Raw genomic sequence first — 26258 nt, forward strand, 5'->3', positions numbered from 1 at the left:
GTAGGCATAAAAAGTAATTTTTTCTAAGTCACAAAAATGACAAAAACAATAAATCCTTTAAAATCATTACAATAAGTAATTATGGGTACAAATTTAAAGGCATTAAACTGATAAAACGCACAGCAATGTGAGATTTATCTCACATTGCTATTTCCAAAACGTCCTTTTGTCAATTTGCTGCTTTGAACATCAAGTCACCTTCAACTTGGTTAAAGCTTAATGCTTTGAACACTTCAAACCCTTCAGAGCTAAAGAATTCGCGCTGTTCAGAGCGAGTTACAAATACGGCTAAACCACTTGCTTGATTGCTTGACTCAACTAAATCATCAAGCCCTCGTAGTAGATATCTACCTAAACCTTGCCCCTGAAAATGTGGGTCAACGGCTATAAAGGCTAAAAACAGATAATGGCCTTTACTCGAGAGCGCTTCACGAATAGTGCGCTCTTTTTCTATAAGCTGATTGGTTTGCAAGTAACCCGCACTAAGCATCAGTTTTAAGCGCCAATGCCAGTATCGTTCAGCTTGCAGTTCACTTGCCGAATCAAATACACAGGCAATGGCTTTTAATCTACTTTGTGAGTAAAGACCTATTAGAGGCTGCTTTTCTTGCCAGAAACTTGCTAGCTCTTCACGTACTAAAGCACGTAATTTAGTTTCATATTTACTTGGGTTATCTTGTTGAAAACCTAATACATTCTGAAGAACGGGATCATCATGATAGGCTTGATAAATAAGGCTTGCGGCAGTGCTAATATCTTCAGCACTAAGGTATTGCACACTTAAGGTTTCGGGTTCAGCAACTGTCAAAATACTCATCCTTTTATTTGTTTTATTATTTTCGTACTAGACTATAAGGTATATACCCAACAGCGATTAAAGACAAATTCAGCGTAAGTTAAACTGCGGTTCATCATCATTAAGTTCAAGCAGTAATAATTATCGCCATACACAAGGAGCAGAACTATGGATACGACAAAACATGATATTTCGACCCTATTTGCACAACTTGGTTTACCGAGCAAAGAAAGTGAAATAGATGCTTTTATAGCATCCCATCAACTGTCTGATACAACCCTATTGCAGGAAGCGCCTTTTTGGGATGAAGCTCAGCAACACTTTTTAGCAGAATCACTTGCAGAAGATGGTGCTTGGAGCGAGGTGATTGATGAATTAGACGCAAGGTTACGCCAGTAACGCCTGCGACCTAATTTACGAGCTTAAATAACATTCTTTTAGCTCGTAAATTAGGAAAGTAATTTCACTCCACATCTATTATTGCTACCATACGCGCGCACTGCAGCCCATATACTGCGGTGCTTTTTAGTCTTTATAAAAGAGTTTATACAAAAATGAATGCCGTTGTATTTGATGCAATTAAAACCCTTCTTGATGAAGGTAAAACCCCGACAGTTGCCTTAACTAAAAGTAAGCTAGCCCAACCAATGCCGATGCCTGTGATCATCGCTGCGGTTAGCCAATATAAAAACAATCCGGATTCAATTAATAATTTCATCAATAACCCGTCAAATGAACAACTGAGTACACCAAAAGAAAGTCAATTGGATCGTATTGAAGCTAAATTAGATAGGTTATTAGCACTGCTTGAGAAAAAATAATGTTTGTTGTCGATCTGACTTTTGATTGCTACCAAGATACTACCCTAGAGCTTGCTGAGCAGGCGATAAACCGCCTAGTGAATGCGCTTCGTTTTAACGGCCAAATTATTGGTGATGAATTTCCAACGGTTTTAAAAGATGGATTTTTCATTACTCGTGTAATGTGCCCAACTGAAGATGCGATGCATCCGCTCAACCATAGCCCGTTTGTAAAACATAGCATTGAGCAATTAAACACTGCAGGCTTACTGGCACCAAAAGTTAAAGTGGTCGGCCAAGACATTCACTCAAATGGCGCAGACATGTGTCATGATCCGTCGTGCTATATTTTGTATACCACGTACGTGCACACCTGTAGCCCGCTTTATTGTGGTGATGACTTTTTGCCTGTGCCGTTATTTCGCATTCCAGCCATTGCCAATGGCGATTACAAAACACTCATTAAATGGCAAGAAGACTGGCAAGCGTGCGATCAAATTCAGATCAATGGTGCAACCCGTTGTGAATTTCCTGCGCTTGAAGAGCTAACGAGCATCAAGAGTGACTTATACCGCCGTGGTCGTGATATCACGAAACGTATTAGTTTTCTAACCAAGAAGCCGGTTTATTACTATTTATACCGTGTAGGCGGCGTTGACAAAGAGTCAGAGCTTAAACGTCGCTGCCCAAGCTGCGATGGCGAGTGGAAATTACCAGAGCCATGGTTTGGCTTATTTGATTTTCGTTGCGAGCCCTGTGGCATTGTTTCGAATATCTCGTGGGACTTTCAATAAATTAAAAAAGGCAATAACCTAATAAAGGTAATAACCAGATAAACGAAAGGGGCAACCGCCCCTTTTTACTTTTTAAGTTTATACCGTTACTTTGTCTAAAAACTCACTGATGCTATTCGCTAGCACATGATGTGGTTTTTTACCCACATACTCTAAGCAAACCTCACCGCTTTCTACTAATACAGTGATCAGTAGATCATCTTGCTCTGTAAGACCAATAAATACGGTTTCTGGCTGCTTTAGCTTGCGCTTCATTAACACGTGACCGGTAATATTTTGCTGTAAGCGGCTAAAATCATCTTCATTCCATGCTTGTAGCAGTTCAATGTGATGATCATCAATACTCAATAACAAATTACCCGCATAGACATGACCAAACAATGGGCTTAAATCTTCAGGAAACGATAACTCTAGTGCCTTGGCTAAGTCTTCTAAACTGCCAGCAGGTTGTTGTGGAACTGCACACCACTGAATAAGCCCCTGCTCATCGACTTCGCCCTGCTCACATGGACTTGGCCATGCTGTATCATGTTCAATAACAGGAAGCTTTCCTGTGCGTTCTAGGCATTTTTCACTAAATGCTTGATGTAACTTATCTAGTTTTGTAGAAACAGACATACTGCGAAACTCATTGGCTTTAGGTATAATGCCGCTATTGTAACTACAAAAGTGTAAAGATGACAGATTACAGCAACTCACCCGAACTGAAAAACAGTGTTCTTGGTAAAAGCACAGAGTATGTAGATACCTACACACCAAGTTTACTGTTTCCTATTGCCCGTAAATTAAACCGTGATGCATTAGGTGTTAGCGAAGATAACTTACCGTTTAAAGGCCAAGATATTTGGACTGGCTATGAATTATCGTGGCTAAATAGCAAGGGTAAGCCAATGGTCGCTGTGGCAACGTTTGTATTTCCTTGTCAGAGCAGCCATATCATTGAGTCAAAGTCATTCAAACTGTACCTAAATAGCTTTAATCAAACACGTTTTGAGACACTAGATGACGTACATCAAGCGCTTAGCAAAGACTTGTCAGATGCAGTTAATGCACCGGTGGTCGTTACTTTATACCAAGCAGATGATTTCAATTGTTTGCCATTTTCAGCGTTACCGGGCGAATGTATTGATGATCTGGATATCGAAATCACCAGCTATGATATTGATGCAAGCTCACTTCGCCATAATGGTGATGAGATTGTCTCAGAAACCCTACACAGTCACTTATTAAAATCGAACTGCTTGATCACCTCACAGCCTGATTGGGCAAGTGTGATTATTCGTTATAAAGGCCAAGCGATTTGCCATGAAGCCTTATTAAAATATTTAATTTCATTTCGAACTCACAACGAATTTCATGAGCAATGTGTAGAGCGTATTTACTGCGATTTAATGCAGCAGTTAAACCTTGAAGAGTTAGAAGTGTATGCCCGATATACACGCCGTGGTGGTTTAGATATCAACCCTTATCGCTCAACGAATCAAGATGAAACCCCCTTCAAGGTAAAAATTAATCGCCAATAACTTTGGTGACAATAAAAAACCGAGTTGTGAACTCGGTTTTTTATTGTCTAAAGATTCGTTATAGGTAATTACTCGTCTTTAAAAATACCCACATAAGTTGGTGATGTATTTGATTTACTCGCACGGTACATACCTGCGGTGTTAAACGGCAAGCTGATGTTACCTTTAGCATCAATAATGATCACACCGCCTGTGCCACCTATAGGCATTAATACATCGTGGATCACTTCGTTCCCCGCTTCCACAATGGTTTTACCTTGGTATTTTACGCGAGCACAAATATCAGCTGCCACATTGTAGCGAATAAAGTACTCGCCATGGCCTGTCGCAGATACTGCACATGAATCGTTTTCAGCAAAGGTCCCCGCACCAATCACTGGTGAATCGCCCACACGGCCAAAACGTTTTGCTGTCATGCCACCTGTAGAGGTACCTGCAGCGATATTACCGTTTTTATCAAGCGCAACTGCACCGACAGTGCCCATTTTGTAATTAACTGGCAGGGCTTTGTGTGCAGCTTGGTAGTCTTTGCTAGTTACTTTTTGTTTATCGAGTTTTTCTTTTGCTTTTAATAAGGCTTTATAACGGTGCTCAGTATCAAATAGGTTGTTTTCAACCAGCGGCATACCTTGAGTTTTTGCAAACTCTTCAGCACCTTGGCCGCTGAGCATAACATGCACTGATTTTTCCATCACTAAGCGCGCCAAGTTAATTGGGTTTTCAATGTGTTTAACCCCAGCAACAGCTCCTGCTTGGCGTGTACGACCATCCATAATCGATGCGTCAAGCTCATGTGCACCGTCATAAGTATATACAGCACCGCGACCAGCGTTGAAATACGGCGAGTTCTCCAGCACATTAATTGCCGCAGTGATAGCATCTAGGCTCTCACCACCCTTTTCAAGCAGGGCATAGCCTGTTTCAACGGCTTCTTTTAGTTTTGCACGGTAAGCTTTTTCTTGCTCTGGCGTGAAGCGGCTCTTTTCAATCGTTCCTGCACCACCATGAATGGCGATAGCAAAAGGTTGATCACTACTGTGGCTTAAAGTACTAAATGATAATGCACTAAGGGCAATGGCTGAGGTGAGTAATGTTTTTAACATAGGGGCACTTATATTTATTTTAGTTTGTAAGCCCAATGTGAATAATTCGGCGCCGGTTTTCAAGCTTTAACCGACGAAAGAAACAAAAAAAGCGCCTAATGGCGCTTTTTTTCAGCCGTTTAAAATTAAGCTTGAGCTGCTTTTAAACGTGCTAAACGTGCTACTTGGTGAGTAGACGTTAAGAAAGAGTAGATAGGTGCTAAGTAGCCACGCTTACGAAGGTCTAAGAACTCTTCATCACTTAGTGAGTTAAGTTTTTTCTCATCAACAAGGTAGATACCGTTGATGTCTTTTTTCTCACCTTTGATTTCTACAGTTAGCGTTTGAGCTACTAGTAGTTCTTTGTCTGCAAGGTACTTAGTGAATGCTTCAGTTACCTGAGAGAACTCGATGAAAGAAACAAGTGCTTCTTTACGACGCTTAAGGTACTCAGTTTCTTCACCGTTTTCGAAAAGTGCATTACCTGTTTCTTCGCTTACAAGTGGGCTTGCTTCGTCGATTACGATACCAAATTGGTCAGCTTCTGGGTGCTTAACAAGACCTAGTGGGTAACGAGTCATAGACATAGGTGCAAATGCAGCTGTCCATTTGTCGTCTTGAATGAAAAGGTTCTCGCCTGGCTCTAGACCAAATAAAGCAACTGCTTGGAATTGACCTGATTCGTTGTTTTTAACAAATGCCATTGGGAATTCATTTGCGATGCGTGCAAATTCGTGTGCAACCACAGGTACTAAGTGCTGAGTTTTCATGAACTCAATGTTGATGCCATTTTGAATTTTAGTGTTGGCATGTTTTTCGTTATGTAAAGGCTGTACTTGTTGCTCCGCCATGATACTGCTCCATTAATTTTATAATATGTTTTTGCTGTTAGTGCCCAAAGCCTATAGGTTTTGGCAACAAAAAGGAAGTGAAAATTTTGTGGCAGTTTGTACATTATAAATTAACAAATTTACCTACATTACCAATCAACCCCAAATGATGAAAAAACAAGCTATAACCAAGTAAATATTATCACGCATAAGCCACTATTTTTGTTAGTATATTCAACAGTTATGGGGAGGCTGAGGCAAACAATGGAAAGCTATCAATTAAATAAAGACTATAAAGTAAGCAGCGTTTTCATTGCTGAAATTAATGAGACTGTCATCATTGTTGATGACTTTTTGCACAGCCTTGAGCCTATTTATCAATTTGCCACAGATACGGCCTATTTCCAGCCTTTTGGCAGCGATGGCACTCTATACCCTGGCAAACGAGATGAAATGCCTGCGCCTTACTACCGAGCTTTTGAGCGGCTACTTAACGAGCTTTTAGAGCAAGGGATCATTACAAGCGGTGAAAATAATTTATATCTTCACCGCTGTAAGCTTTCATTAGTTACTCAAAATGCGGATGAATTAAATACCTTGCAGCGTATGCCACATATTGATTCAACGGATGATAAAACATTTGCAGCAGTGCATTATTTGTCAGATAAAGAATGGGGCGGCACAGGTATATACAAATACCTGCCTGAGAATATTATTAAAGTGACAGCTGATAACCAAAATAGCGTGCATAACATGATTGCTGATACTGAAAAACACAGCGCAACTCATCAAGGCTATTTAAATGAAACAACAGAGCTTTTTGAAAAAGTGGTGGATATTGAAGCGAAGGTAAATAGGCTCGTAATTTATAAGAGCAACCTATTGCATAGCGCAGCTCTTTTTAATCGCAAAAAGTACAGCAATGATCTAAGCAACAGCCGTTTATCTATCTCTTCGTTTTTTAGAATTAGCTAAGCTGGCTAATACTTTTTTAGCCAGCTCAGTTAATAAAGTTAGTTTTTCTGTAAGCCAAATTTCTTTATTTTATTTAACAGCTCTCTGTGCTTAGGTAGCTCATTTAATAACTGCTTGACGCGCTGCTGTTTAAATTTAGCAACTTGTTGATTGTCGCTCTGCTTATATTGCTGTTTGGCAGGTACATAATGCATACCAAACAATACATATAAGTAGTTTTCTAAGTCGAATAAATCGAACTTACTGGCAAAGTCTTCGCGTACTGGTGTAAAGCGCTGCCAGCGTGCTAGGTTATTTTTTAGTTTTTCTGATAACTGGTCGGCTTTTTTGTTATCACGCCAAAAGGCTGAATCAGTTCTATCAGAAATACAGTAATGCATTTTTATAAAATCAAACGTTTGTTGCCATACATAATTCACCTGCTGATTGTAATCACCAGCAACTAAGTTAATGTCATCTCGGGTACGCGGAAAACGCTTTGCTAATAACCCCGCAGAAAAGTCTGCAATTAAGATGGCAGTTGCTTCAAGTGGCTCAACAAATCCTTGCGACAACCCAATAGCGACACAGTTTTTGTGCCACATTTTTTCTCTATGCCCTACTTTCATCGGGATCTTTCTTGGCGTTAAGTGCTCAAATTTATTACCTAAATAATGATGCAATTTAGCGTGTGCTTGCTCATCGCTCATATACTTAGATGAATAAACAAACCCCACTCCTCTTCGCTCTGTGAGCGCAATATCCCAGATCCAACCAGCTTGGTGTGCCGTAGCAATAGTGTAAGGCGGTATTTCATCATCGCTTTGTGTCGGTACTTGCAATGTGATTGCAGTATCAGTTAATAAACTATCTGACTTATCAACAAAGCCCACCCCTAGTTTTTGCCCAATAAAGGCAGCCGAAAAACCGGAGCAATCAATAATAAAGTCAAATTCTAAGGCGTTACCTTCTGAGTCGATTAGGTGTGTAATAAAACCTTGCTCATCACAGCTGACATCTTTAATTTCTGCAAACAGGTGTTTTACAGCAAAATGTTGCGTGGCATGACTTCCTAAGTATGCAGCAAACTTTTTAGCATCAAAATGATAGGCATAGCCATTGATACCTGCATATTGTGGTGTCGCAATTGTTTTAGGTGCTAGGTTATTTTCACAACACGCATGCTGCTTAGAAACAAAGTCTGCGTAATCATTATCGTTACCCTCAGCAAGCCACTGCTGCGTTAACTCCTCACCGAATATATGTGGGTGATCAAATAAATGATGGTAAAAGTTAGCACCATGTTTGTGTTTATCTAGCCAATTTACAAACTTGATTGACTGTTTAAAAGTAACATCACATTCATTGATAAAGTCACTTTCACTGATACCAAACTTTTGCAAAGAATTGCGCATCGAAGGAACAGTACCTTCACCGACACCTATGCTGGCAATATTAGGAGACTCGATTAATGTGATCTCAATGCCACTTTGCAAAAGCGCGTGACCCAAATGGTTAGCGGCTAACCAACCTGCTGTTCCGCCACCAACAATTGCGATTTTTTTTATCATTTTTACTCGCTCACATTTTACTCACAAAAAAGCCCAGTGCGAGCTGGGCTTTCTTAATTTCGTTATCTAAATCAAATTAGAAACGTAGTGATACACCTAGCTTGTAGCGTGCTTCACCTTCAAAGCTCCATGCTGGGTAGCCGTTACGAAGTTCAGGAACGACTTCTGCATCAGAAGGAGCAACACCGATTTGTACGCTGTCTTCTTCAGTTAAGTTAACAGCTTCAAACGTTACGTCAATGTTATCAGTTACGCTGTAGTTAGCACTGAAATCAAGAGTACCGTATGATTGATGCTCACGGTTACCGTAGAAACCAGGTAGCTCACGGATCATGTACTCTGAACGCCAGTTATAAGCTAAACGTGCTGAGTAAGTATCTGTTTCATAGTAACCCACTAAGTTCACAGTATGCTTAGACGAATCTGAGAATAATGGGATCATATCTGGGTAGTTTTCAGCTTCTGATGGTGCATCTACGAATGTGTAGTTTGCTGAGTAACCAAAGCCACTGTCAAAGCCATCTTGAATTTGTAGCTCGATACCTTCGATTTGGCCACCACTTGCATTAAGCTTAGTAGATAGCGTCCAGTTATCACCTTGAGTATCTGGGTCTACAACACCGATTTGTTGATTCAAGATTTGGCTTGAAGTAACAAATGATGTGATGTCTTTGAAGAAGTAAGTTGCACTTACCATACCGTCACCATCAAAGTACCACTCGATACCTAAATCAGCTTGAGTTGCTTTGAATGGGTTAAGGCCTACGTTACCTTTAGTTAGTACTTCGTTATTTGCTGTACCATCAGCGTAACCTGCAAAAGATGATGCAGAGAACATATCTGTGTAGTTAGGACGTGCAATAACTTGTGCCGCAGAGGTACGTAAAATTACATCTTCAGCTAAATCGAATGCGATATTGATGCTAGGTAATACGTCGTTGTAGCTCGCTTTATCTGTGCTTAGTGAACTTTCGTACTCACCATTTGCAAATCCGTAGTAATCTGATTCTGCATCTGTAGAGATGTAACGTAAACCGAAGTTACCGCGGATAGATTCTGCAGAGAACTCAGCCATTGCGTAAACTGCGAAGTTTTCTTCTTCGATTGTACCGTAACCTGAGCGGTATACAGCTGAATCATTATCGAAGCTTGCAATTGCAGCACGTGCATCAGATACCATTTTGTCAAAATCTGGCTCAGGTAAAGTGAAACCTGCACCTGATGACATTGTACCTGAGTAGTAAGTCTCACCATCACCACTTGGTAATGTATCAACTAAAGTAGTTGAGTAAGTCTCTTGTTTTACTTCATGGTCAGCCCAACGGAAACCTGTTTTGATTGCTGTGATAGCACCAAAATCAACAGGGAATGAAAGGTCTAACTGTGCGTAAGTTTCTTCATCTGTATTAGGTTGTTTTTTAAGTGCCCAACCAGCTGGAGATAACGGACCTGCAAAGTCTGATGGTTCAAAGTATTTGTTATTGATGTCAATTTTGATCACGTCACCAGTAGCATCATAAGTACCTGCGTAATCAGATGGAACACCAATGAAGTTACCGTAGTTTGCAGTTAGGTCTGTACCACCTTCTGATTCAGTTGTACCGAAACGACCTGTTAGTGTGAAGTAGTCAGCTTCGTATTTAAGGCTGAAATCTGCTGTGTCAGATGTCATGCTTGCAATACGTGCCCAAGTTTGAGTCCAACCTGGATTCACACCTTCACCAGTACGACGGTAGAAAGTACATGTACCTGATGCATTTGTTTGCTCACAAGCTGCTTCTTTGTCGTCAGGGAACATTACGAAGTTTGAGGTATTTGCATTGTTTGCATCTAACTCAAGGCTCATAATGTTTAAACCTAGCTCTAGGTTTTCTGTAGGACGATACTGAAAAGTTGCATTTAATGCTGTACGCTCACGCTCTTGTTGGAACGTAGTAGGAACAATATCACCCCAACCGATCAGTGATTCGATACCGTTACGTTGGTAGTTTGTTTCAGCCCAAGAAACAGAACCTAGTAAACCGAATGTTTCTTCGTCATTTTTCCAGCTAAATAAACCAGAAACTTGAGGGTCTGTTTCTTCAGAGATTGTGCCGTAATCGCCTTTTACACTTAAGAAAGTCGTACCAGCGTCAAGATCAAGTGGCTTACGAGTGTTAACAATAACAGTACCACCAACACCACCTTCTACAACGTCAGCTTGAGAAGATTTATAAACTTGGATTTCACCAACTAATTCAGGTGGTAAAAGCGTGTAGTTGAAGCTACGGTCTATTGATTGTTGGTCATACCAACCTGTTGATGCAACAGTTTGACCGTTTAAAAGTGTGCGTGTTAATTGGCTTGAAGCACCACGAATAGACACTTGCTGACCTTGACCGAATTGACGGTTAACAGCAACACCTGAAATACGACCAAGTGCTTCACCTACATCGCCATCAGGAAACTTACCGATGTCTTCTGCAGAAACAGCATCGACAACGCTGTCAGCAAAGCGCTTAGTATTCATTGAAGCTTCAAGTGAACGGCGAATACCGCGAACTTCAATTACTTCAACATCTTCTTGAACTTTAGTTTCTTCTGCTGCGTATGCAGCGCCAGTGAACCCAGCACTCATTACGAGGCCGATATTAACTGCTAATAAGCTTTTCTTAAAATTTTTAGCTAACACAGGATTCCCCTTGAATCATTTTGTTGGTTTTTTATATCACTTCTGCCCAGTGATGATGACAACGCTGTCATCTAGTAACAAACCATACACTCTAAATTACATTTGTGCTACATCTTTTTGGTTAATTTGTGCAAAAAATTTACAACGAAATAATCAAGTTATTGATATAACTAATATTTAATATTGAGTTTTTAAGAATTGTTACAAATAAACGGCGCAAATATAGCATGAGTGATATTGCAGATGAAAAGACCAAAAGGATGAGTTTTTGAAATTTGCTAAAAATTACATGTGTTTTTGTAAGCTTTAGTTTCCATTGGACGTTTATTAACCATAACTAAAAGTTATATAAAACCTGTTATCTAACAATAAATTAGCTTAAAAAACTAACCTATTCCTAAAAGCACGCTGTCATGTGCAAATTATTTTAACTTTTTCTGGGCAGAATGAGTTAAAGGGGATATTGAGAATAATAACCAATAACAATGACAGCGTTGTCATTTTTAATTATATAGAGCGATTTTGTACTTGTCTAACACTTTATCGGGCTATTTAAAGAAAGCGTATTTATTCAATACGGTTCGTTACAGGTGAGAATTTAAAAACAAAAAAGCGAGCATAATAGCTCGCTTTTGACATTGACTTTAATCGGGCGATTAAGGCGCCCAATAAACTTCGATATTGATATGTGGGTGATTCAATACAGCACGTAAAGGCATGTCAGCAACTGCACCGCCCTCTTTCGCTTGCTTGTAAACAGCCAGTTTTTCTTCACCGCTAATTAAAAGCTTCACTACTTTAGAGTCTGCAATCGCAGCTAAAGTTAACGTCATACGCTCAGTGATTTTACCTGTTACATCGCTTTCAATGGCGTTAATTGCACATACTAAATCATCTGTCGCAAGACCGTGTTCTAAACCTTCAGCATGAGGGAATAGAGAAGCCGTATGACCATCTGGACCCATGCCTAAAATCGTCACATCAAAAGGACGCTTTAATGCTTTGTATGCAGCTTCACATTCAGCAACACCATTTTGTGCCGTTAATGCGTCATTTTTCATTGTTACGAAATTAGCCGCAGCGCCATGGTTTTGTAATAACGTGCTTTTGATAAATGCTTCATTACTTTTTTCATGATCAGCATCAACCCAACGCTCATCAACCATAGCAACATCAATGTTTGCCCAATCAAGTTCAAGGTTCGATAAGTGCTTATAAGCAGGTGCTGGTGATGAGCCACCCGACACCATTAGTACCGCACGACCATCTTCTTTAATACCAGCAACAAGGCTTTGTTCAAGGCTTGAAGAAAGCTCAGCAGTTAATTCGTCTTTGTTTGCAAAGAATTTTTCAACAATTGTTGCCATCTTAATTACGCCTTATCGCCTGTGTTAAACCAAACGTGGTCGTTTTCTTCTAAAAGCTCATCTGCATCTTCAGGGCCCCATGTACCAGCTCGGTATAACGATGGTGCACCTTTTTCTTGCCAACGCTCAATGATTGGGTCAATCCATTTCCATGCTTGACGCACTTCATCACGGTGAATAAACAGTGATGGGTTATTTGCTGCGGCATCTAACATTAAGCGCTTGTAAGCATCTGAATGGAAACCATTACTGTACGCTTGCGATAACTCAATGTTCATAGTTACTGGTTCTAATTGCATCTCAAGGTTATCAAGGCGCTTAGACATCAGTGTTAATTGAATTGTTTCTTCTGGTTGCAGGCGAATAACAAGACGATTTGGCTCAATGTTACCTACGTTGTCGGTATAAACGTTGTGAGATACTTTTTTGTATTCCACAACGATTTCAGCACAACGCTTTTTCATACGTTTACCAGTACGAAGATAGAAAGGAACACCAGCCCAACGCCAGTTATCGATGTGCGCACGAATAGCAACAAAAGTTTCTGTTTTGCTCGCACCTTCGTTTAATTCTTCTAAGTAACCTGGGACGATTTTACCGTCTAAGTTACCTGGTACATACTGACCACGTACAATGTTTGCATCAACATCTTCAGCCACTAACGGACGTAACGACTCAAGTACTTTTAATTTTTCAGTACGGATGCTGTTCGCGTTTAATTTGTTTGGTGATTCCATTGCCACTAAGCAAAGTAATTGCAACAAGTGGTTTTGTACCATATCGCGTAATGCACCCGCTTTATCGTAGAAACCAGCGCGGCTTTCTAGGCCTACGGTTTCTGATAAGCTGATTTGAATGTTATCGATTGATTTTGCATCCCACAGGTTTTCAAACAGTGAGTTTGAAAAACGCAGTGCCATTAAGTTTTGAACTGTTTCTTTACCTAAGTAATGGTCAATACGGAATACTTGCTCTTCTTTGAAGTATTCAGCAATTTTTGCATTGATTGCTTCAGCAGACTCACCACAGTAACCAATCGGTTTTTCAACAACAACGCGTGACGTTTCTGTGATCAGACCTTTCTTAGATAAGATTTCACAACAGCTACCGTACACTGCAGGTGGTAATGAAAGGTAAAAAACACGAGACTTATCAGCATCGTGTTCATCAAGGATATCTTTTAGTTTATCCCAGTCGTCATCGGCTTCAGTTACATTCGTTACAACTGGCACAAGATAAGCTGAAAATGCTTTCCAATCTTTTGCGTTGTACTCACCTTTACCTAAAAAGTCTTGTAACGCTTTATGTGCTGTTTCGATGTATTCTTTACGTTTGCTTTCTTCACGTACCGTAGGAAGGATACGAGAACCTTGAGGAAGGTTGCCCTCTTGATAAGCGCGATACATTGCAGGAAGTAACTTACGTAACGCAAGATCACCGCCGCCCCCAAAAATTACGATATCAAATGGATTTAACATATATCACTCTCTACATTGGCAATGCCATGTTAATCGACTCATGCAGTATGGCAGTGCGTGTTGTTATCTGGTTGATTGGCTGTGTTAGATGATCCCTTTAACAAAGCCTGTTGAATTTGTTGTAAGTAGTTTACTCATTATTCTTATGTTGGCTGAAGTAAATGAGTCTTAGGGGCTCTGTAAATCCTCTCACAAAAATACAGGCCCTAAGAACTCCAGCGCTACCCGTTCAAAGGTATTCGGTTTGCAGCTGTTGCTGCGAATCTATTACTGCTTACGATGTGTTTTATAGTAAGCGATCAGTCCGTTGGTTGAGCTATCGTGTGGATGACTGACTGCGTCATCAAATAATTCAGCTTCAATTTTAGAGGCAAGTCCCTTACCTAGCTCTACACCCCATTGGTCAAATGAACAGATTTCTAAGATAATGCCTTGGCAGAAGATCTTGTGCTCATAAAGCGCAATTAAACGTCCTACCGTTTTCGCATCAACTTTATCTAACAACATTGACGTTGTTGGGCGATTGCCTTGGTGAATCTTATGATTCAATAATTCTGCAATTTCTGCTTCAGATTTACCTTTTGCGGTTAAATCTGCAGTTACTTGCTCTGCATCAACACCGGCCATCATAGCTTCGGTTTGTGCAAAGAAGTTTGATAATAAAATATCATGGTGCTTACCAACATTTACTTGCGGCTCAATTGAGGCAATAAAGTCAGCAGGTACAATTACATTACCTTGGTGCAGACATTGGTAAAAAGCATGTTGACCATTAATACCTGTCATACCCCAAATAATTGGAACCGTCGTGTAAGGAACCGTTTCACCAGCAAAAGTAACGTGTTTACCGTTACTTTCCATCTCACCTTGCTGTAAATACGCAGGTAACATGTGTAGTGCTTGGTCATACGGTAAAATAGCTTGTGCCGTATAACCTAAAAAGCTAGTGTTCCAAACACTTAAAAGCGCCATTAACAATGGTACGTTATTTTCAAATTCAGCATTTTTAAAATGCTCATCAATTTCAAACGCACCTTCTAGGATCTCTTCGAACGCGTCGAAGCCTAGGTACAGGGCGATTGGTAATCCTATCGCACTCCATAAAGAAAAGCGACCGCCGACCCAATCCCACATTGTGAATACGTTTTCATCAGCGATACCAAAGGCCGCTGTTTTTTCTAAATTGGTGCTTACAGCTACAAAGTGCTTAGCAATATGTTCTTGCGCTTGTGCTGTTTGTAAAAACCACTCAACAGCCGATTTAGCGTTAGTCATGGTTTCTGAGGTTGTAAATGTTTTAGATGAGATAACAAATAATGTTGTCTCAACATCTAAACCCTGTAAAACAGACGCAATTTGAACACCATCAACATTTGATACATAGTGAACATTTAATGTGTCGTCAGCATAAGCAGCAAGTGCTTCGGTTGCCATTTGCGGACCAAGGTTTGAACCACCTACACCAATAGCAACAACATCTTTTACAGCTTTACCTGTGTAGCCTAACCACTCACCACTGCGTACTTTGCCAACAAAGGCTTTCATTTTAGCAAGCTCAGCGTTAACAGCGTCAGTTACGTTTTCGCCATCAACCATCACAGCTGTGTTAGCGCGGTTACGTAAAGCAGTATGAAGTACAGCACGGTCTTCAGTAATGTTAATTTTCTCACCACTGAACATCTTGTCGCGCCATGCGCTGATATCGCACTCTTTCGCTAAAGCAATTAATTGTTCAAAAACAGTCTTATCAATTTGTTGTTTTGAGTAATCGAATAATACACCTGGGATCTGAGCAGAGAATTGCTCGAAACGCGTGCTATCTTTGGCAAATAAATCTTTAAGATGAATTTGTTTCATCTTCTTGGCACTTTCAGATAGTGCTTGCCAACTAGCTAATTGCGAACGGCTGCTCATATATATAATCCCCTCAAAACTTGCAACAAACTGATTTTTAACTATCTTTTTATTAATATTGAATAAAGACAGCAATTAAAAATACGATGAAAATTAACACTAAGTTAAAATGACAACGCTGTCAATGTTCTACTTTTACATTTTATAGTCGAGATAATAGCGCAATTTTTCTCTTTTGACACCGGTATCATAAAAATTATCTCAATTATTTTACTGCTAATTTGGTAGAACATTAGATACACTAACTAACTTATATTAAATATTAATGTACCTATTAAGAAAAAGCGCTCTGGTGAACACTTTTCGATATTATTATAATACAAATATAACTAACTATAAAGTAACAGTATGAAAGTAACCATAAATGATGTAGCCAAGCTCGCTGGTGTTTCAATGAAAACCGTTTCGCGAGTAATTAATAAAGAGCCATCGGTCAGAAAAAAAACGTACGACATAGTGATGGACGCTGTTAACACGTTGAACTATCAACCAAACCTTGCAGCTCGTAACCTAGCAGGCACATCGTCTTTTACTGTTGGTTTAGTTTATGACAACCCGAATGCGTATTATGTCATCGATATGCAAAATGGTGTGTTGTCGCGCTGTAAAGAAGAAGGCTATGAGCTGGTGATTCATCCGTGTAATTACCTTGATGGCAACATGGAAGAAGACTTTAAAACCATGATCAAGCGCTCTCGCTTGGCAGGCCTTGTCTTAACGCCACCGCTGTCAGAGCAAAATAGCATTATCGAGATGCTTGATGAAATGGGTATTCATTATGTACGCGTACTCTCTGGTCGCCCTACAGAAGAAGACCAAGACACTTGTATCTATGTGAACGACTACGCCGCTGCGTACGAAATTACTTCTCACCTACTCTCCCTTGGCCACAAAAATATTGGTTTTTTATGTGGTGACAAAGAGCATAAATCAACAACTGAACGCTTAGAGGGTTATCAGGCCGCATTAAAAGATCACAGCATCTCGATGAATGATAAGCTGATCTACGAAGGCCAGTATTCTTTTGAATCAGGTGTAGAAGGTGCAAAAGCATTGCTGGGTGAGAATAACCCGAATAACATCACTGCCCTTCTTGGCGGTAACGATGAAATGGCAGCAGGCGCGTTATTCGCCTCACGCTTAATGGGTATCGAAATTCCACAGCAGTTATCAATTACCGGCTTCGAGGACTCTCCGTTCTCGCGTCAGACTTGGCCTAAACTCACTACAGCTCATCAGGCGAATGATGTGATTTCGCAGCATGCAGCGCGTTTACTGTTTAGAAAAACCCGTGGTGCACGTAATCAAGATAAAGACATCATCACAACCTTTACCCCTTCATTAGTAGTACGGGAAAGCTCAGGCCCAACCTCAGCTTAATTTATTCAAGTTACGAAAAAGCCGCTCTATAGCGGCTTTTTTAATGACTGATTTATATCTAATTACTAACCATTAAAGCAATGCTAAACCGCCATTTAAGTTATAAACGTTTTCAAACCCTAACTGCGACAAATTGTTTGCGGCTTGCTTAGAACGATTACCACTTCGGCAAACCAAAATATAACTATGGTCTTTCTCAAGCTGCCCTAGCACGATAGCGTTTGCCATACGACTGAGTGGAATATTGATCACTTTGCTATCAGCAACTGTGAATATTTCTGCCAAATTATTCGCACCATGCTCATACGGTTCGCGAGTATCAATTAAGTAAGTGGCTTTATCATTTAGCATTACTTTAGCATCACTTGCAGCAAGCTGTTTCATTGGCGCACTTTCAAGTGTTTCAACATAGCCACATAAAGAATGACTTACAGTATGCTTTTGCTCATCCGCTTGTTGCTTTAATTCAACAAACTCATCATCTGATACTTGTTCACTTAATAGTTTTGCTAATAACGGTGTCGTTGTCTTTTGCGCATGCCAATCCATAGCAAAACATTGCTGATAATCATGTCCTGAACAAATTACCGTAGAATCTTGCACTGCCATAGCAAGCTGTTTTAATGACTGAGCCATTTTCGCAGCATCGCCACCGCTAATTGCTGTGTTACCTAAGCCGCCTGGTAGGATTAAATCACCACAGAAGCAATAGCTAATATCACCGCTTTGTGTATCTGACAATAAATAGCTAACACTATCGTCACTATGACCCGGTGTCGCTACTTTAGTTAAGCATGCATCGCTTAATTCGATGGTTGCTGAATCTTTAGGCCAGCCAAGTTCATCTATTTCATTAGCAACAAAACGTTCTGCGAGCTCTTTTGATAATAAACAACGAGCCGATAAACGCTCTTGGTGATTATGGGTATCTAAAATCGCTTTTACTATTAGACCTTGTGTCGCGACAATTTTCGCCATACGCGGAATGAGCTCAATAATAGGATCAATCACCACTGCGTTTTTGTCGCTGTCTACATACAGCCAACAGCACGCAGCTTGATGGCGAAGCTGTGTTAAGCCAATCGCACAAACTTCGTGTTGAGGCGATGTACTATCAGACACAACAAGACAATTTGCTTCTAGAATCGGCTTTAAAGAACGGATTTTATCGCAAGCAAAGTCAATCTCTTGTTGGTTAACAGCTGGGCCAAACGACATACGTATCGCGTTTTCACTTTGCCAATCACTGGCTCCCATCGCATCTAAAACAAAGCTACGGTTTGCGCCTGAGCTACATGCAGAGCCGCCACTAACACGGATACCCGCCGCATCAAATAAATCCATCACCTCTTTACTGGTTAATTCGTTCACAGCAAAGTTTAATGTTGTTGGCACTGAATGCTCAAAACTGTGATTAAACGTGATGCTGCCAAAGGTGTCAGTTAATGCAGCTAATAATTGCTCGCGAAAAGCATGTAGCTGCTCAATTGGCTTGAATGTTTGGTTTTGTTTATCAAGTAATAACGAGAACAGCTTATTTAAACCGGCAATGCCTGGTAAGTTTTCGGTGCCTGAACGCATACCGCTTTCTTGACCGCCGCCAGCAATAAATGGTGTATACGCACTGCCTTTACGAATATAAAGTACGCCAATACCTTTAGGGGCATACAATTTATGGCCAGAGAATGGAGCGTAATCAATGGTAGTTTGGCTTAGCGCTAAGTTGGTTTTACCTAATGCCTGCACGCAGTCAACCATCCAAGCCACATGGCTGTTTTCACTACGAATGACTTGCTCAATAGCGCTTAAATCTTGGAATACACCGGTTTCGTTGTTTACTGCCATAGTACAGATCATCAGTGCATTCGCAGCATGTTTACGAATAAACTCGTGGTCTAAAATACCGTTTTTATCTACTGGAATAGCTAATACCTGTGCGTTTATATCAAGCACGCTATTCCAATGTTTTAGGGTATTTGGCACCGCTTTATGCTCTGTTGCCCCATAAAGTAATACCGGATTCTCGATTTGGTGACTTTTTGCAGCAATAAGCGTAGAAACAACCGCTGTTTGAATACCTTCTGTTGCACCTGAGGTAAATAAAATATCGCCGTCGGTAGCGCCAATGACTTCACGTGCTTTATTACGTGTTTGTTCTAATAAGTGTTTTGCTTGAATACCCGTAATATGAGAGCTTGATGGATTACCAAAACAAACTTGCATCGTGTGCGAAACCACATCGGCAATTTCAGGAAGTACAGGAGTCGTTGCATTCGCATCTAAATAAATTTGCTGATTAGCATCGTCAGGAAGGTAAAAATTTGCCATGTAAAACGCACCATATTACTAAAAGATATATCTTATAACCTATTTTACATTTTTCACGGCTAAATTATAATAATCAATTAGTCAGTAAAGTGCGTTTTCTATACTTTTTAAGACTAAGCTAACTTTCAATTAGCTCAACCTGCTTAGAAGACCAGGCATTAATAAGCGCTTTTACTAATGAAGCCAGCGGTATTGCGAAGAACACCCCCCAAAAGCCCCATAAACCGCCAAAAAACAATACCGCAACGATGATAAACACAGGGTTTAAATCTACCGCTTCAGAGAACAGTAACGGCACTAACACATTGCCATCAAGTGCTTGGATCACACCATAGATAATTAATATGGTCCAAAACTGAGTTTCTAAACCAAACTGGAATAACGCCACCGCAGCGACAGGAATGGTCACCAATGCCGCCCCAACAAATGGAATAAGCACCGATAAGCCAACCAACACGCTTAGTAAAGCCGCATAGCGAAGATCAAGCACAGCAAAAGCAATAAAAGATGCAGTACCAACAATTAAAATTTCAAATACCTTACCGCGGATATAATTCATGATTTGCTGATTCATTTCTTGCCAAACCTGAATGATCAAGCGGCGCTGCTTAGGCAATAAGCGTTCGGCACTTTGTGTGAGTTCTAATTTATCTTTAAGCATAAAGAACACTAAAAGCGGCACTAAGATCAGATAAATCAGCCAAGCTGCCACGTCTTTTATCGAAGTTAATGACACCGATAACACCAACTGACCAAACTCAATCGCTTTGGTTTCTACACTGGTAACAATTGATTTAACCTGATCTTCAGTAATCAAACTTGGGTAATCTTCAGGAAGATGTAAAAGCAGCGCTTTACCTTTTTCAATCATGTAAGGGGTTTCTTGAACTAGATTGCTGGTTTGCTGCCAAAGCACGGGCCCCATGCCGACAATAATCATGATCATCAAGCCACTGAATACCAACATAACAAGAATCGTTGCGGTAAAGCGTTTTAAACCCAGCTTTTCTAAGTGAGCAACAGGCCAATCAAGTAAATAGGCAATCACCAAGGCAACTAAAACTGGCACGATTAACGAACCAAAAAAGTAGAAAAATGCAAAGGTTGCAATAAGCAGTAACAACAAGGTTACTGAATGGGGATCAGAAAATTTATTTTCGTACCAGGCTTTTACATACTCAAACACGAATGGGCTCCACAGTTAGTACACCTAATTCTAGGTCAATTTTAAAATGGTAATGATGTTTTTCTAAAAATCGCTGCATATCGTCCGTTGCCTCAGCAGCATTAAATGTAAAAGTCACGGGTTGTTTAATTGATGTTGCCTTATTCAACCCTAATTTAAACTGAATAAATTGTTGAGGGCACTTATAGCCTCTTAAATCAACCGTTAACATAGCGAATCAACTGCGTTATTAATATGAATAATAAGTATAAGGTGTAGGCCGTTTGCGAAAATAAGTCTTTATAATGAGAAACAACTCATTTTTTTCTTAAAACACGCAAAACAATAGTTTATCCTTAATCTATAACTGGTAGTAAAGGAAACTCCATGCCTGGCTCGCATAATAAAGCGCAATTACCTGCGAATCCAACTCTTAAAGAGATAAACTGGTATAAAAAACAAATAAACTGGGGCGAGCTACCGCCTTTTTATCATATGGTGGCATCATCGGTTAGCGAATCTGAAGGGATTTTAGACCACGGTTTTGATAATGCCGTTAAACAATTAATTGATCCACGCAATTGGAACCTTGATTTATTAGGTGGTCATGAGACTGACATGGGCGAAATTGTCTGTGAGCAAAAACCGCGAATTGCTTTGCATCAAAGCTTTACGGACCGAGGTTTCGAATTATGGGCCTACCCTTACGCTAAAGATGTTATGGTAGACCAATACATCAAAGACAATCGCTTTATGGAATTTAAGGTGTGGGACCCGCACACCATGAAAAACCTTATTCGCTTTAACCAGCTTCATAAATTCATCGCTTTTTACTTTGAAAGAGGCGATAAAGCTGACAAAGCTTTAATTCTTCATGCCCATAAAGTAGCGCATAAAATCATAACTTTTTTACAACGAGAGTTGAACGTTGTTAAGCTAGATGGAGTCACAATAAAAGATTTCTATCAATTGTGCGAAAAAGACAGCCGAGCATGCAGCGACGAAATAGACTTAGCAAAAGTCATGTTAGGTGAGCAAATCAACAAGGAATAAGATGCGACTAAAATCAGCCTTTATTACACTGTGCAGTGCATTACTGACGTTTTCAATACTGCATAGTGAGCCGTTGAAGGCACAAACAAACTTTAAGCTGCCCGATTTAGGGACCTCAGCTTTACAGGCTTTGCCGATTGAAAAAGAGCAAGCGATCGGTGAAGTAATGATGATGCAAATTCGTGGCTCATCACCCGTTGTAAGTGATCCTGTTCTTGATGAGTACCTGACCACTTTGGGCCGTCGTTTAGTCGCAAACGCCAACGATGTGCGTTTTCCATTTTCATTTTTCTGGTTAAACAACGCTGAAATTAATGCTTTTGCCTTTTATGGTGGCCACGTAGGTGTGCATACGGGTCTTATCGCACAAGCCGATAACGAAAGCCAATTTGCCTCAGTACTTGGGCACGAGATAGCTCACGTAACACAGCGCCATTTAGCCCGTCGTATTCAACAACAGCAAGATAACAGCGCGTTAACTATAGCAGGTATGATTGCGGGTATTTTAGCAACCGTTGTTGCACCTGATGCCGGCATAGCCATTATCTCAGCAAACCAAACACAAGCGGCATTTAGTCAATTAACTCATAGCCGTGCTGCTGAACAAGAGGCAGACCGTATTGGTATGCAGACCTTAAACAATGCAGGGTTTGATCCTCGCCAATCGAGTGAGTTTTTAACTAAACTTGCTGCACAAATTCGCTACAAATATAAGCCGCCCGCATTTTTGCTAACTCACCCATTGCCTGAAAGCCGCGTCTCTGATGTGCGATTACGTGCCGAGCAGTATCCAAAAAGACACTACTCCGACAGCCTAGAGTTTAATTTAGCTAAAAGCCGTGTTATTGCTCGCTATCAGCAAAAGTCAAAAGCCGCAGAAGATTTATTTCGTAAATTAATGCGTGAAAATACCGTTCATAACGACACTGCACTTAAATATGGCTTGGGTATTAGTTTGTTGGATCAAAAAAAGCTTGATGAAGCGGCCAGCATTTTAAATCCATTGCTTGAGCAAGATCCAAAGAATTTATTTTATATCGATACCCACACCGACTTACTCATAGCGCAAGGTAAAGCGAATGAAGCGGTAGAGTTTTTAGCTAAGTTAGATATCGATAGACCTAACAATCAGGTGATTGCCTTAAACTATGCAAATGCCGCTATTGAAGCTAAACAATTTGACCTTGCTGAACGTATCTTAAAATCTTATTTATTAGCAAAACCTGAGAACAATCTTGCCAAAGAGCTCATTGCTGATGTCTATAAAAAGCAAGAAAATATGGCTTCCTACCATGAAGCGCATGCCAATGTGCTTGCCCAATATGGCGCTTATTTAAAAGCAGCTGATGAAATTCAAAAAGCACTAAACTTTGTTGAGCCTGAAGAGCTAGTTAAACAACAACGTTTAAAAGCCCTACTTACACAATACCGTCAATTACAAAAAGAGCTTGCGAGACTTTAAGTCTCGCGGCGCTTGCCCTAAAATAAGCCAAATTATTAAATGTGAGAACACACTATGTCTGTGACTATTTATCATAATCCACGTTGTTCAAAATCGCGTGAAACACTTGCCCTATTAGAAAGCAATAACGTACGACCAAGTGTTGTTGAATACCTAAAAACACCGCTTAATGAACAACAAATCTCGACTTTAATTAGCCAACTGGGCTTTACTTCAGCGCGTGAGTTAATGCGTACTAAAGAAGACATCTACAAAGAGCTTGAGCTTAAAAACGAACAAAACGAAGACAAATTAATTGCTGCAATGGCCGCCAATCCAAAACTAATCGAGCGCCCAATTGTTGAAAATAACGGCAAAGCTGCTCTAGGTCGTCCACCAGAAAACGTATTAAGCGTACTTTAATGGCTATAAACATTGTTGTGCTATACCACTCAAGCCATGGCTCTGTAGAAGCAATGGCACATGAGATAGCCGAGTCGATTGAGCAACACGGTGCAACTGCCTTATTGCGCACGTTCGTTAAACGTCAGCCACACGATATTGTGATCAGTAAAGATGATCTAATTAATTGTGATGGCTTAGCCTTTGGCACCCCTACCCGATTTGGCATGATGGCCTCACAAGCTAAGAGCTTTTGGGAAACAACCAGTGATCTATGGCTTAAAGGTCAGCTGATAGATAAACCTGCTTGCGTTTTTTCGTCATCAAGCAGTATGCATGGTGGTAACGAAGCTACCTTGTTGAATCTATCACTGCCGTTGTTACATCACGGCATGATGTTGCTTGGCGTGCCTTATGAGGTACCTGAGTTATTAGCAACTGAAACCGGCGGTACACCATACGGTGCAACTCATGTGGCCGGTAGCAATAACAGCAATGTGTTAAGTAAAGACGAAATTAAAATTTGCCAAAGTGTTGGAAAACGCTTGGCACTGATTGCGAGTAAATTACAATGAGCTTGGAACCTGAGCTAAATCAGCCTGTTGCCAAAAAACCTATTACAAAACGATTCCAACGTTTTGCGCTGATTGGTTATATCGGCTTATTAGTTTTAATGCCAATTTGGCTGTTTTTAATTGCCCCAAGAGAAGGCCACAGTAACGCCTTTATCTTTGTTGTTTATATACTGCCTCTACTGTTACCACTCAAGGGCATTATTCAAGATAAGCCTTATACCTACGCGTGGGCAAACTTTATCGTGATGTTCTATTTTATTCATGGTTTTACATTACTATGGGTCGCACAAGAACAGCTGATTTGGGTATTACTTGAGTTAATCTTTGCCAGTCTGATGTTTATTGGCTGCACCTATTATGCTCGCCATCGCGGACAAGAGCTTGGCCTTAAGATACGTAAATTAAAAGAAGAGCTGGCCGAAGAAAAAGCCGCTCATGAACACGATAAATAATACCGATTCGTTTATCAAAAATGAAACAAAAAACGGCAACCAAGGTTGCCGTTTTTTATGTCACTTTATAAAGTTTTTATGCGTTCACACCAACTCTGCTAAGGTGGCTAGCGCTACAATACTTGCCAGACCCACTTGGCCAATTAAGCTAAATAATGAGAACAACCTTAAAATAAACAGCCCCCATGGATGGCGAATATGCGGGTAAAGCGCACAGCGTTTCAAGCTTGTGGCAAAGAAAAAGCATAAGATCGAAACCAGCGTAAAACTCAGCGTTAACTCACTTTTAATAGCAATGCTATCGTCAAAAAAGAAGAACAACTGCACAGGTAGTAACACAGTTACAATCGCATGGAGTAAGTGCACTTTTTTAACGCGATCAAACTGCCCTTCTGGCGAAAGCTCTTTAATGCCAAAGTCATGCTCTAGGCACTTCACTAAGTTATCCGCTTTAATGCTAACTGCTAGTCGGTAGCAACTTAGACCGTCGTTGTTACGAACTCTAAAGTCATAGCCCGCTTTTAAAAGCAACACCAGTAAAGGTCCATTCTCGGCTAATACAGCGTAATGTAATGCTGTATTACCTTTATTGTCTTGGGCTTTCTTATCTTGATGTTCAAGTATTGTCTCAACAACATTCACATAGCCTTTTTCAGTAGCCCACATAAAGGCTGTTTTACCGTTTTCGTCAGCTAAAGCACCTGTTGCGCCTTGCTCAATGAAACGCTTTGCCATGGTTTGTTTAGCATTTTCGTGGCTTAAGTGGGCAAGTAAAGCTTGTTCAAGTAACGATGCTGAATCAACATCAGGTGATACAAGTTTTAGTAAGGTGAAGTAATCTTCACCGTGAGCAACTTTTTCAGCCGCAAGCGCTGTTAATGCTTCAAGATCAGCCACTGAGTCAGGAATAAAACCACTAAAACGCTCCCTAAAGTCAACTTCGGTCCACAGCTCTAATACATCGTCCGCAGACATTTTCGCACCGTGATTAAGTACATGTTCAATCACAGTAAAATAGCGACGATTAAATAACTGGTGGATGAGAGTTATAGGGGTTTTAACGGCCGATTGAGCAAATGCGCTAGCGTACTTCTCTAAGCGCTGGCATAACATTAAAACAAGACTTTCAGGGGTGTAGTCGTTTTCTAAAAAATGCGTTTTCATAGCATTAATATAATGCAACGCAGCTTCATCAAACTCAGAAATATGTTGGAAATAACACTCTTCAAACGGTTCAAGAGGGGTCAACCAAGTAAGGTAGTAAATAGGCGGAAGAACCGTCGTACACACACCGTCATCTTCATTAGTAGAACGACATGCCGGCCAAGCTTCTAAAGCATCTAAGATATAGGCCCCGTTTTGTTCAGCTAATCCTTTGATTAGTAACGGGTATTCCTTTGGCCAAATCAGTACATTTTCCATTAAAAAAACACAACTCCGCTGCACATTATTCGATGTCTTATTAAGCAACTAGTTATAGCAAAATTTAACTGACAGTTTGCTTAATATTGCGACCAATAACACAGTATCTGAACAGATACTTTGGTAAACAAGAAAAGTAGCATGATTCTACCACAGAGCGTTACAGGTGCTAGCGCAAAGTAGGTGATTTTTAAAGAAAATAGAAAAGCAGCGGCACATGGACGGTACTCACTGCTTGGTTGGAGACTGAAAGTAGCTAA

Annotated in this window: 24 protein-coding genes; 11 read left to right on the forward strand and 13 right to left on the reverse strand. The window is 40.3% G+C overall.

The window, feature by feature from the left end:
* Positions 1 to 169 precede the first annotated feature (169 nt).
* Positions 170 to 817 (reverse strand): GNAT family N-acetyltransferase, encoded by a 648-nt coding sequence (locus AUR67_RS17585; protein WP_054563618.1) that lies wholly within the window; start codon positions 815 to 817, stop codon positions 170 to 172.
* A gap of 147 nt (positions 818 to 964) precedes the next feature.
* On the opposite strand from AUR67_RS17585, the gene AUR67_RS17590 reads away from it, so the two are divergent.
* The 3 genes from AUR67_RS17590 (at position 965) to AUR67_RS17600 (ending at position 2390) form a co-directional block, all read left to right on the forward strand.
* The gene (locus AUR67_RS17590) at positions 965 to 1195 is read left to right on the forward strand and encodes a DUF2789 domain-containing protein (protein WP_036969581.1); all 231 of its coding nucleotides are present in this window, start codon (positions 965 to 967) and stop codon (positions 1193 to 1195) included.
* 155 nt (positions 1196 to 1350) lie between these two features.
* Positions 1351 to 1617 (forward strand): hypothetical protein, encoded by a 267-nt coding sequence (locus AUR67_RS17595; protein ID WP_055021916.1) that lies wholly within the window; start codon positions 1351 to 1353, stop codon positions 1615 to 1617.
* Positions 1617 to 2390, forward strand: coding sequence for a Zn-ribbon-containing protein (locus AUR67_RS17600; protein ID WP_054553724.1), 774 nt, complete (start codon positions 1617 to 1619; stop codon positions 2388 to 2390). The genes AUR67_RS17595 and AUR67_RS17600 overlap by 1 nt, the downstream gene beginning before the upstream one ends.
* A gap of 78 nt (positions 2391 to 2468) precedes the next feature.
* Here AUR67_RS17600 and syd read toward each other — a convergent pair whose 3' ends face one another.
* Complete coding sequence (syd, locus tag AUR67_RS17605) at positions 2469 to 3008, reverse strand: SecY-interacting protein (protein WP_054563617.1); 540 nt, start codon at positions 3006 to 3008, stop codon at positions 2469 to 2471.
* A gap of 59 nt (positions 3009 to 3067) precedes the next feature.
* Here syd and queF point away from each other — a divergent pair, with 59 nt between their 5' ends.
* Positions 3068 to 3913 (forward strand): NADPH-dependent 7-cyano-7-deazaguanine reductase QueF, encoded by an 846-nt coding sequence (queF, locus tag AUR67_RS17610; protein ID WP_058586227.1) that lies wholly within the window; start codon positions 3068 to 3070, stop codon positions 3911 to 3913.
* A gap of 68 nt (positions 3914 to 3981) precedes the next feature.
* Here queF and AUR67_RS17615 read toward each other — a convergent pair whose 3' ends face one another.
* A complete protein-coding gene (locus AUR67_RS17615) occupies positions 3982 to 5016 on the reverse strand; it encodes an isoaspartyl peptidase/L-asparaginase family protein (protein ID WP_058586355.1) in 1035 nt (344 codons plus the stop codon).
* A 125-nt stretch (positions 5017 to 5141) separates the two neighbouring features.
* Positions 5142 to 5846, reverse strand: coding sequence for a SapC family protein (locus AUR67_RS17620; RefSeq protein ID WP_054563614.1), 705 nt, complete (start codon positions 5844 to 5846; stop codon positions 5142 to 5144).
* Positions 5847 to 6089: 243 nt separating this feature from the next.
* On the opposite strand from AUR67_RS17620, the gene AUR67_RS17625 reads away from it, so the two are divergent.
* Positions 6090 to 6800, forward strand: a complete 711-nt coding sequence (locus AUR67_RS17625) for a DUF6445 family protein (RefSeq protein ID WP_058586228.1) — start codon at positions 6090 to 6092, stop codon at positions 6798 to 6800.
* A gap of 38 nt (positions 6801 to 6838) precedes the next feature.
* Here AUR67_RS17625 and AUR67_RS17630 read toward each other — a convergent pair whose 3' ends face one another.
* The 5 genes from AUR67_RS17630 to pgi all read right to left on the reverse strand — a co-directional run bounded on the left by AUR67_RS17630 (position 6839) and on the right by pgi (position 15780).
* Entirely contained in the window at positions 6839 to 8350 is a 1512-nt protein-coding gene (locus tag AUR67_RS17630; RefSeq protein WP_058586229.1) for a tryptophan halogenase family protein, read from the reverse strand.
* Positions 8351 to 8426: 76 nt separating this feature from the next.
* Positions 8427 to 10967 carry a TonB-dependent receptor gene (locus AUR67_RS17635; RefSeq protein WP_058586356.1) on the reverse strand — a complete coding sequence of 847 codons (2541 nt, stop codon included), beginning with the start codon at positions 10965 to 10967 and terminating at the stop codon, positions 8427 to 8429.
* 710 nt (positions 10968 to 11677) lie between these two features.
* On the reverse strand, positions 11678 to 12388 hold the full coding sequence (pgl, locus tag AUR67_RS17640; RefSeq protein WP_058586230.1) for a 6-phosphogluconolactonase: 711 nt from the start codon (positions 12386 to 12388) through the stop codon (positions 11678 to 11680).
* A gap of 5 nt (positions 12389 to 12393) precedes the next feature.
* A complete protein-coding gene (gene zwf, locus AUR67_RS17645) occupies positions 12394 to 13866 on the reverse strand; it encodes a glucose-6-phosphate dehydrogenase (RefSeq protein ID WP_058586231.1) in 1473 nt (490 codons plus the stop codon).
* Between the two features lie 267 nt (positions 13867 to 14133).
* Complete coding sequence (gene pgi, locus AUR67_RS17650; RefSeq protein WP_058586232.1) at positions 14134 to 15780, reverse strand: glucose-6-phosphate isomerase; 1647 nt, start codon at positions 15778 to 15780, stop codon at positions 14134 to 14136.
* Between the two features lie 348 nt (positions 15781 to 16128).
* Here pgi and AUR67_RS17655 point away from each other — a divergent pair, with 348 nt between their 5' ends.
* A complete protein-coding gene (locus tag AUR67_RS17655; RefSeq protein ID WP_058586233.1) occupies positions 16129 to 17160 on the forward strand; it encodes a LacI family DNA-binding transcriptional regulator in 1032 nt (343 codons plus the stop codon).
* Positions 17161 to 17232: 72 nt separating this feature from the next.
* Here the strand turns inward: AUR67_RS17655 and AUR67_RS17660 are convergent, their stop codons facing one another.
* The 3 genes from AUR67_RS17660 to AUR67_RS17670 form a co-directional block, all read right to left on the reverse strand.
* Complete coding sequence (locus AUR67_RS17660) at positions 17233 to 19488, reverse strand: aminotransferase class V-fold PLP-dependent enzyme (protein WP_058586234.1); 2256 nt, start codon at positions 19486 to 19488, stop codon at positions 17233 to 17235.
* A 118-nt stretch (positions 19489 to 19606) separates the two neighbouring features.
* Positions 19607 to 20674: an AI-2E family transporter gene (locus AUR67_RS17665; protein ID WP_058586235.1), complete on the reverse strand. Its 1068-nt coding sequence runs from the start codon at positions 20672 to 20674 to the stop codon at positions 19607 to 19609.
* Positions 20667 to 20885: a hypothetical protein gene (locus AUR67_RS17670; RefSeq protein WP_054563605.1), complete on the reverse strand. Its 219-nt coding sequence runs from the start codon at positions 20883 to 20885 to the stop codon at positions 20667 to 20669. The genes AUR67_RS17665 and AUR67_RS17670 overlap by 8 nt, the downstream gene beginning before the upstream one ends.
* 155 nt (positions 20886 to 21040) lie before the next feature.
* Here AUR67_RS17670 and AUR67_RS17675 point away from each other — a divergent pair, with 155 nt between their 5' ends.
* Genes AUR67_RS17675 through AUR67_RS17695 form a run of 5 tightly spaced genes read left to right on the forward strand, consistent with a single transcriptional unit; the run spans position 21041 to position 24576 of the window.
* Entirely contained in the window at positions 21041 to 21706 is a 666-nt protein-coding gene (locus AUR67_RS17675; protein WP_058586236.1) for a hypothetical protein, read from the forward strand.
* A gap of 1 nt (position 21707) precedes the next feature.
* Positions 21708 to 23168, forward strand: coding sequence for a M48 family metalloprotease (locus AUR67_RS17680; protein ID WP_058586237.1), 1461 nt, complete (start codon positions 21708 to 21710; stop codon positions 23166 to 23168).
* 54 nt (positions 23169 to 23222) lie between these two features.
* Positions 23223 to 23570 (forward strand): arsenate reductase (glutaredoxin), encoded by a 348-nt coding sequence (gene arsC, locus AUR67_RS17685; protein ID WP_058586238.1) that lies wholly within the window; start codon positions 23223 to 23225, stop codon positions 23568 to 23570.
* A complete protein-coding gene (wrbA, locus tag AUR67_RS17690) occupies positions 23570 to 24124 on the forward strand; it encodes an NAD(P)H:quinone oxidoreductase (RefSeq protein WP_058586239.1) in 555 nt (184 codons plus the stop codon). Before arsC ends, wrbA begins: the two co-directional genes overlap by 1 nt.
* Positions 24121 to 24576, forward strand: coding sequence for a DUF2069 domain-containing protein (locus AUR67_RS17695; protein ID WP_054563600.1), 456 nt, complete (start codon positions 24121 to 24123; stop codon positions 24574 to 24576). Before wrbA ends, AUR67_RS17695 begins: the two co-directional genes overlap by 4 nt.
* A gap of 84 nt (positions 24577 to 24660) precedes the next feature.
* Here the strand turns inward: AUR67_RS17695 and AUR67_RS17700 are convergent, their stop codons facing one another.
* Complete coding sequence (locus tag AUR67_RS17700) at positions 24661 to 25998, reverse strand: ankyrin repeat domain-containing protein (protein ID WP_058586240.1); 1338 nt, start codon at positions 25996 to 25998, stop codon at positions 24661 to 24663.
* Positions 25999 to 26258: the final 260 nt, after the last annotated feature.

It is taken from the genome of Pseudoalteromonas sp. XI10 (assembly GCF_001469895.1).
GTDB lineage: Bacteria > Pseudomonadota > Gammaproteobacteria > Enterobacterales > Alteromonadaceae > Pseudoalteromonas.

Excerpts from the sequence above, each read along its gene's own strand:
- AUR67_RS17600 (WP_054553724.1), top strand. The coding sequence starts at position 1,617 with ATGTTTGTTGTCGATCTGACTTTTGATTGCTACCAAGATACTACCCTA.
- syd (WP_054563617.1), bottom strand. The coding sequence starts at position 3,008 with ATGTCTGTTTCTACAAAACTAGATAAGTTACATCAAGCATTTAGTGAA.
- AUR67_RS17625 (WP_058586228.1), top strand. The coding sequence starts at position 6,090 with ATGGAAAGCTATCAATTAAATAAAGACTATAAAGTAAGCAGCGTTTTC.
- AUR67_RS17680 (WP_058586237.1), top strand. The coding sequence starts at position 21,708 with ATGCGACTAAAATCAGCCTTTATTACACTGTGCAGTGCATTACTGACG.
- AUR67_RS17670 (WP_054563605.1), bottom strand. The coding sequence starts at position 20,885 with ATGTTAACGGTTGATTTAAGAGGCTATAAGTGCCCTCAACAATTTATT.
- AUR67_RS17615 (WP_058586355.1), bottom strand. The coding sequence starts at position 5,016 with ATGTTAAAAACATTACTCACCTCAGCCATTGCCCTTAGTGCATTATCA.
- AUR67_RS17620 (WP_054563614.1), bottom strand. The coding sequence starts at position 5,846 with ATGGCGGAGCAACAAGTACAGCCTTTACATAACGAAAAACATGCCAAC.
- AUR67_RS17660 (WP_058586234.1), bottom strand. The coding sequence starts at position 19,488 with ATGGCAAATTTTTACCTTCCTGACGATGCTAATCAGCAAATTTATTTA.
- AUR67_RS17695 (WP_054563600.1), top strand. The coding sequence starts at position 24,121 with ATGAGCTTGGAACCTGAGCTAAATCAGCCTGTTGCCAAAAAACCTATT.
- AUR67_RS17675 (WP_058586236.1), top strand. The coding sequence starts at position 21,041 with ATGCCTGGCTCGCATAATAAAGCGCAATTACCTGCGAATCCAACTCTT.
- queF (WP_058586227.1), top strand. The coding sequence starts at position 3,068 with ATGACAGATTACAGCAACTCACCCGAACTGAAAAACAGTGTTCTTGGT.
- AUR67_RS17590 (WP_036969581.1), top strand. The coding sequence starts at position 965 with ATGGATACGACAAAACATGATATTTCGACCCTATTTGCACAACTTGGT.
- AUR67_RS17585 (WP_054563618.1), bottom strand. The coding sequence starts at position 817 with ATGAGTATTTTGACAGTTGCTGAACCCGAAACCTTAAGTGTGCAATAC.
- AUR67_RS17700 (WP_058586240.1), bottom strand. The coding sequence starts at position 25,998 with ATGGAAAATGTACTGATTTGGCCAAAGGAATACCCGTTACTAATCAAA.
- pgl (WP_058586230.1), bottom strand. The coding sequence starts at position 12,388 with ATGGCAACAATTGTTGAAAAATTCTTTGCAAACAAAGACGAATTAACT.
- AUR67_RS17630 (WP_058586229.1), bottom strand. The coding sequence starts at position 8,350 with ATGATAAAAAAAATCGCAATTGTTGGTGGCGGAACAGCAGGTTGGTTA.
- AUR67_RS17635 (WP_058586356.1), bottom strand. The coding sequence starts at position 10,967 with ATGAGTGCTGGGTTCACTGGCGCTGCATACGCAGCAGAAGAAACTAAA.
- wrbA (WP_058586239.1), top strand. The coding sequence starts at position 23,570 with ATGGCTATAAACATTGTTGTGCTATACCACTCAAGCCATGGCTCTGTA.
- arsC (WP_058586238.1), top strand. The coding sequence starts at position 23,223 with ATGTCTGTGACTATTTATCATAATCCACGTTGTTCAAAATCGCGTGAA.
- pgi (WP_058586232.1), bottom strand. The coding sequence starts at position 15,780 with ATGAGCAGCCGTTCGCAATTAGCTAGTTGGCAAGCACTATCTGAAAGT.
- AUR67_RS17595 (WP_055021916.1), top strand. The coding sequence starts at position 1,351 with ATGAATGCCGTTGTATTTGATGCAATTAAAACCCTTCTTGATGAAGGT.
- AUR67_RS17655 (WP_058586233.1), top strand. The coding sequence starts at position 16,129 with ATGAAAGTAACCATAAATGATGTAGCCAAGCTCGCTGGTGTTTCAATG.
- zwf (WP_058586231.1), bottom strand. The coding sequence starts at position 13,866 with ATGTTAAATCCATTTGATATCGTAATTTTTGGGGGCGGCGGTGATCTT.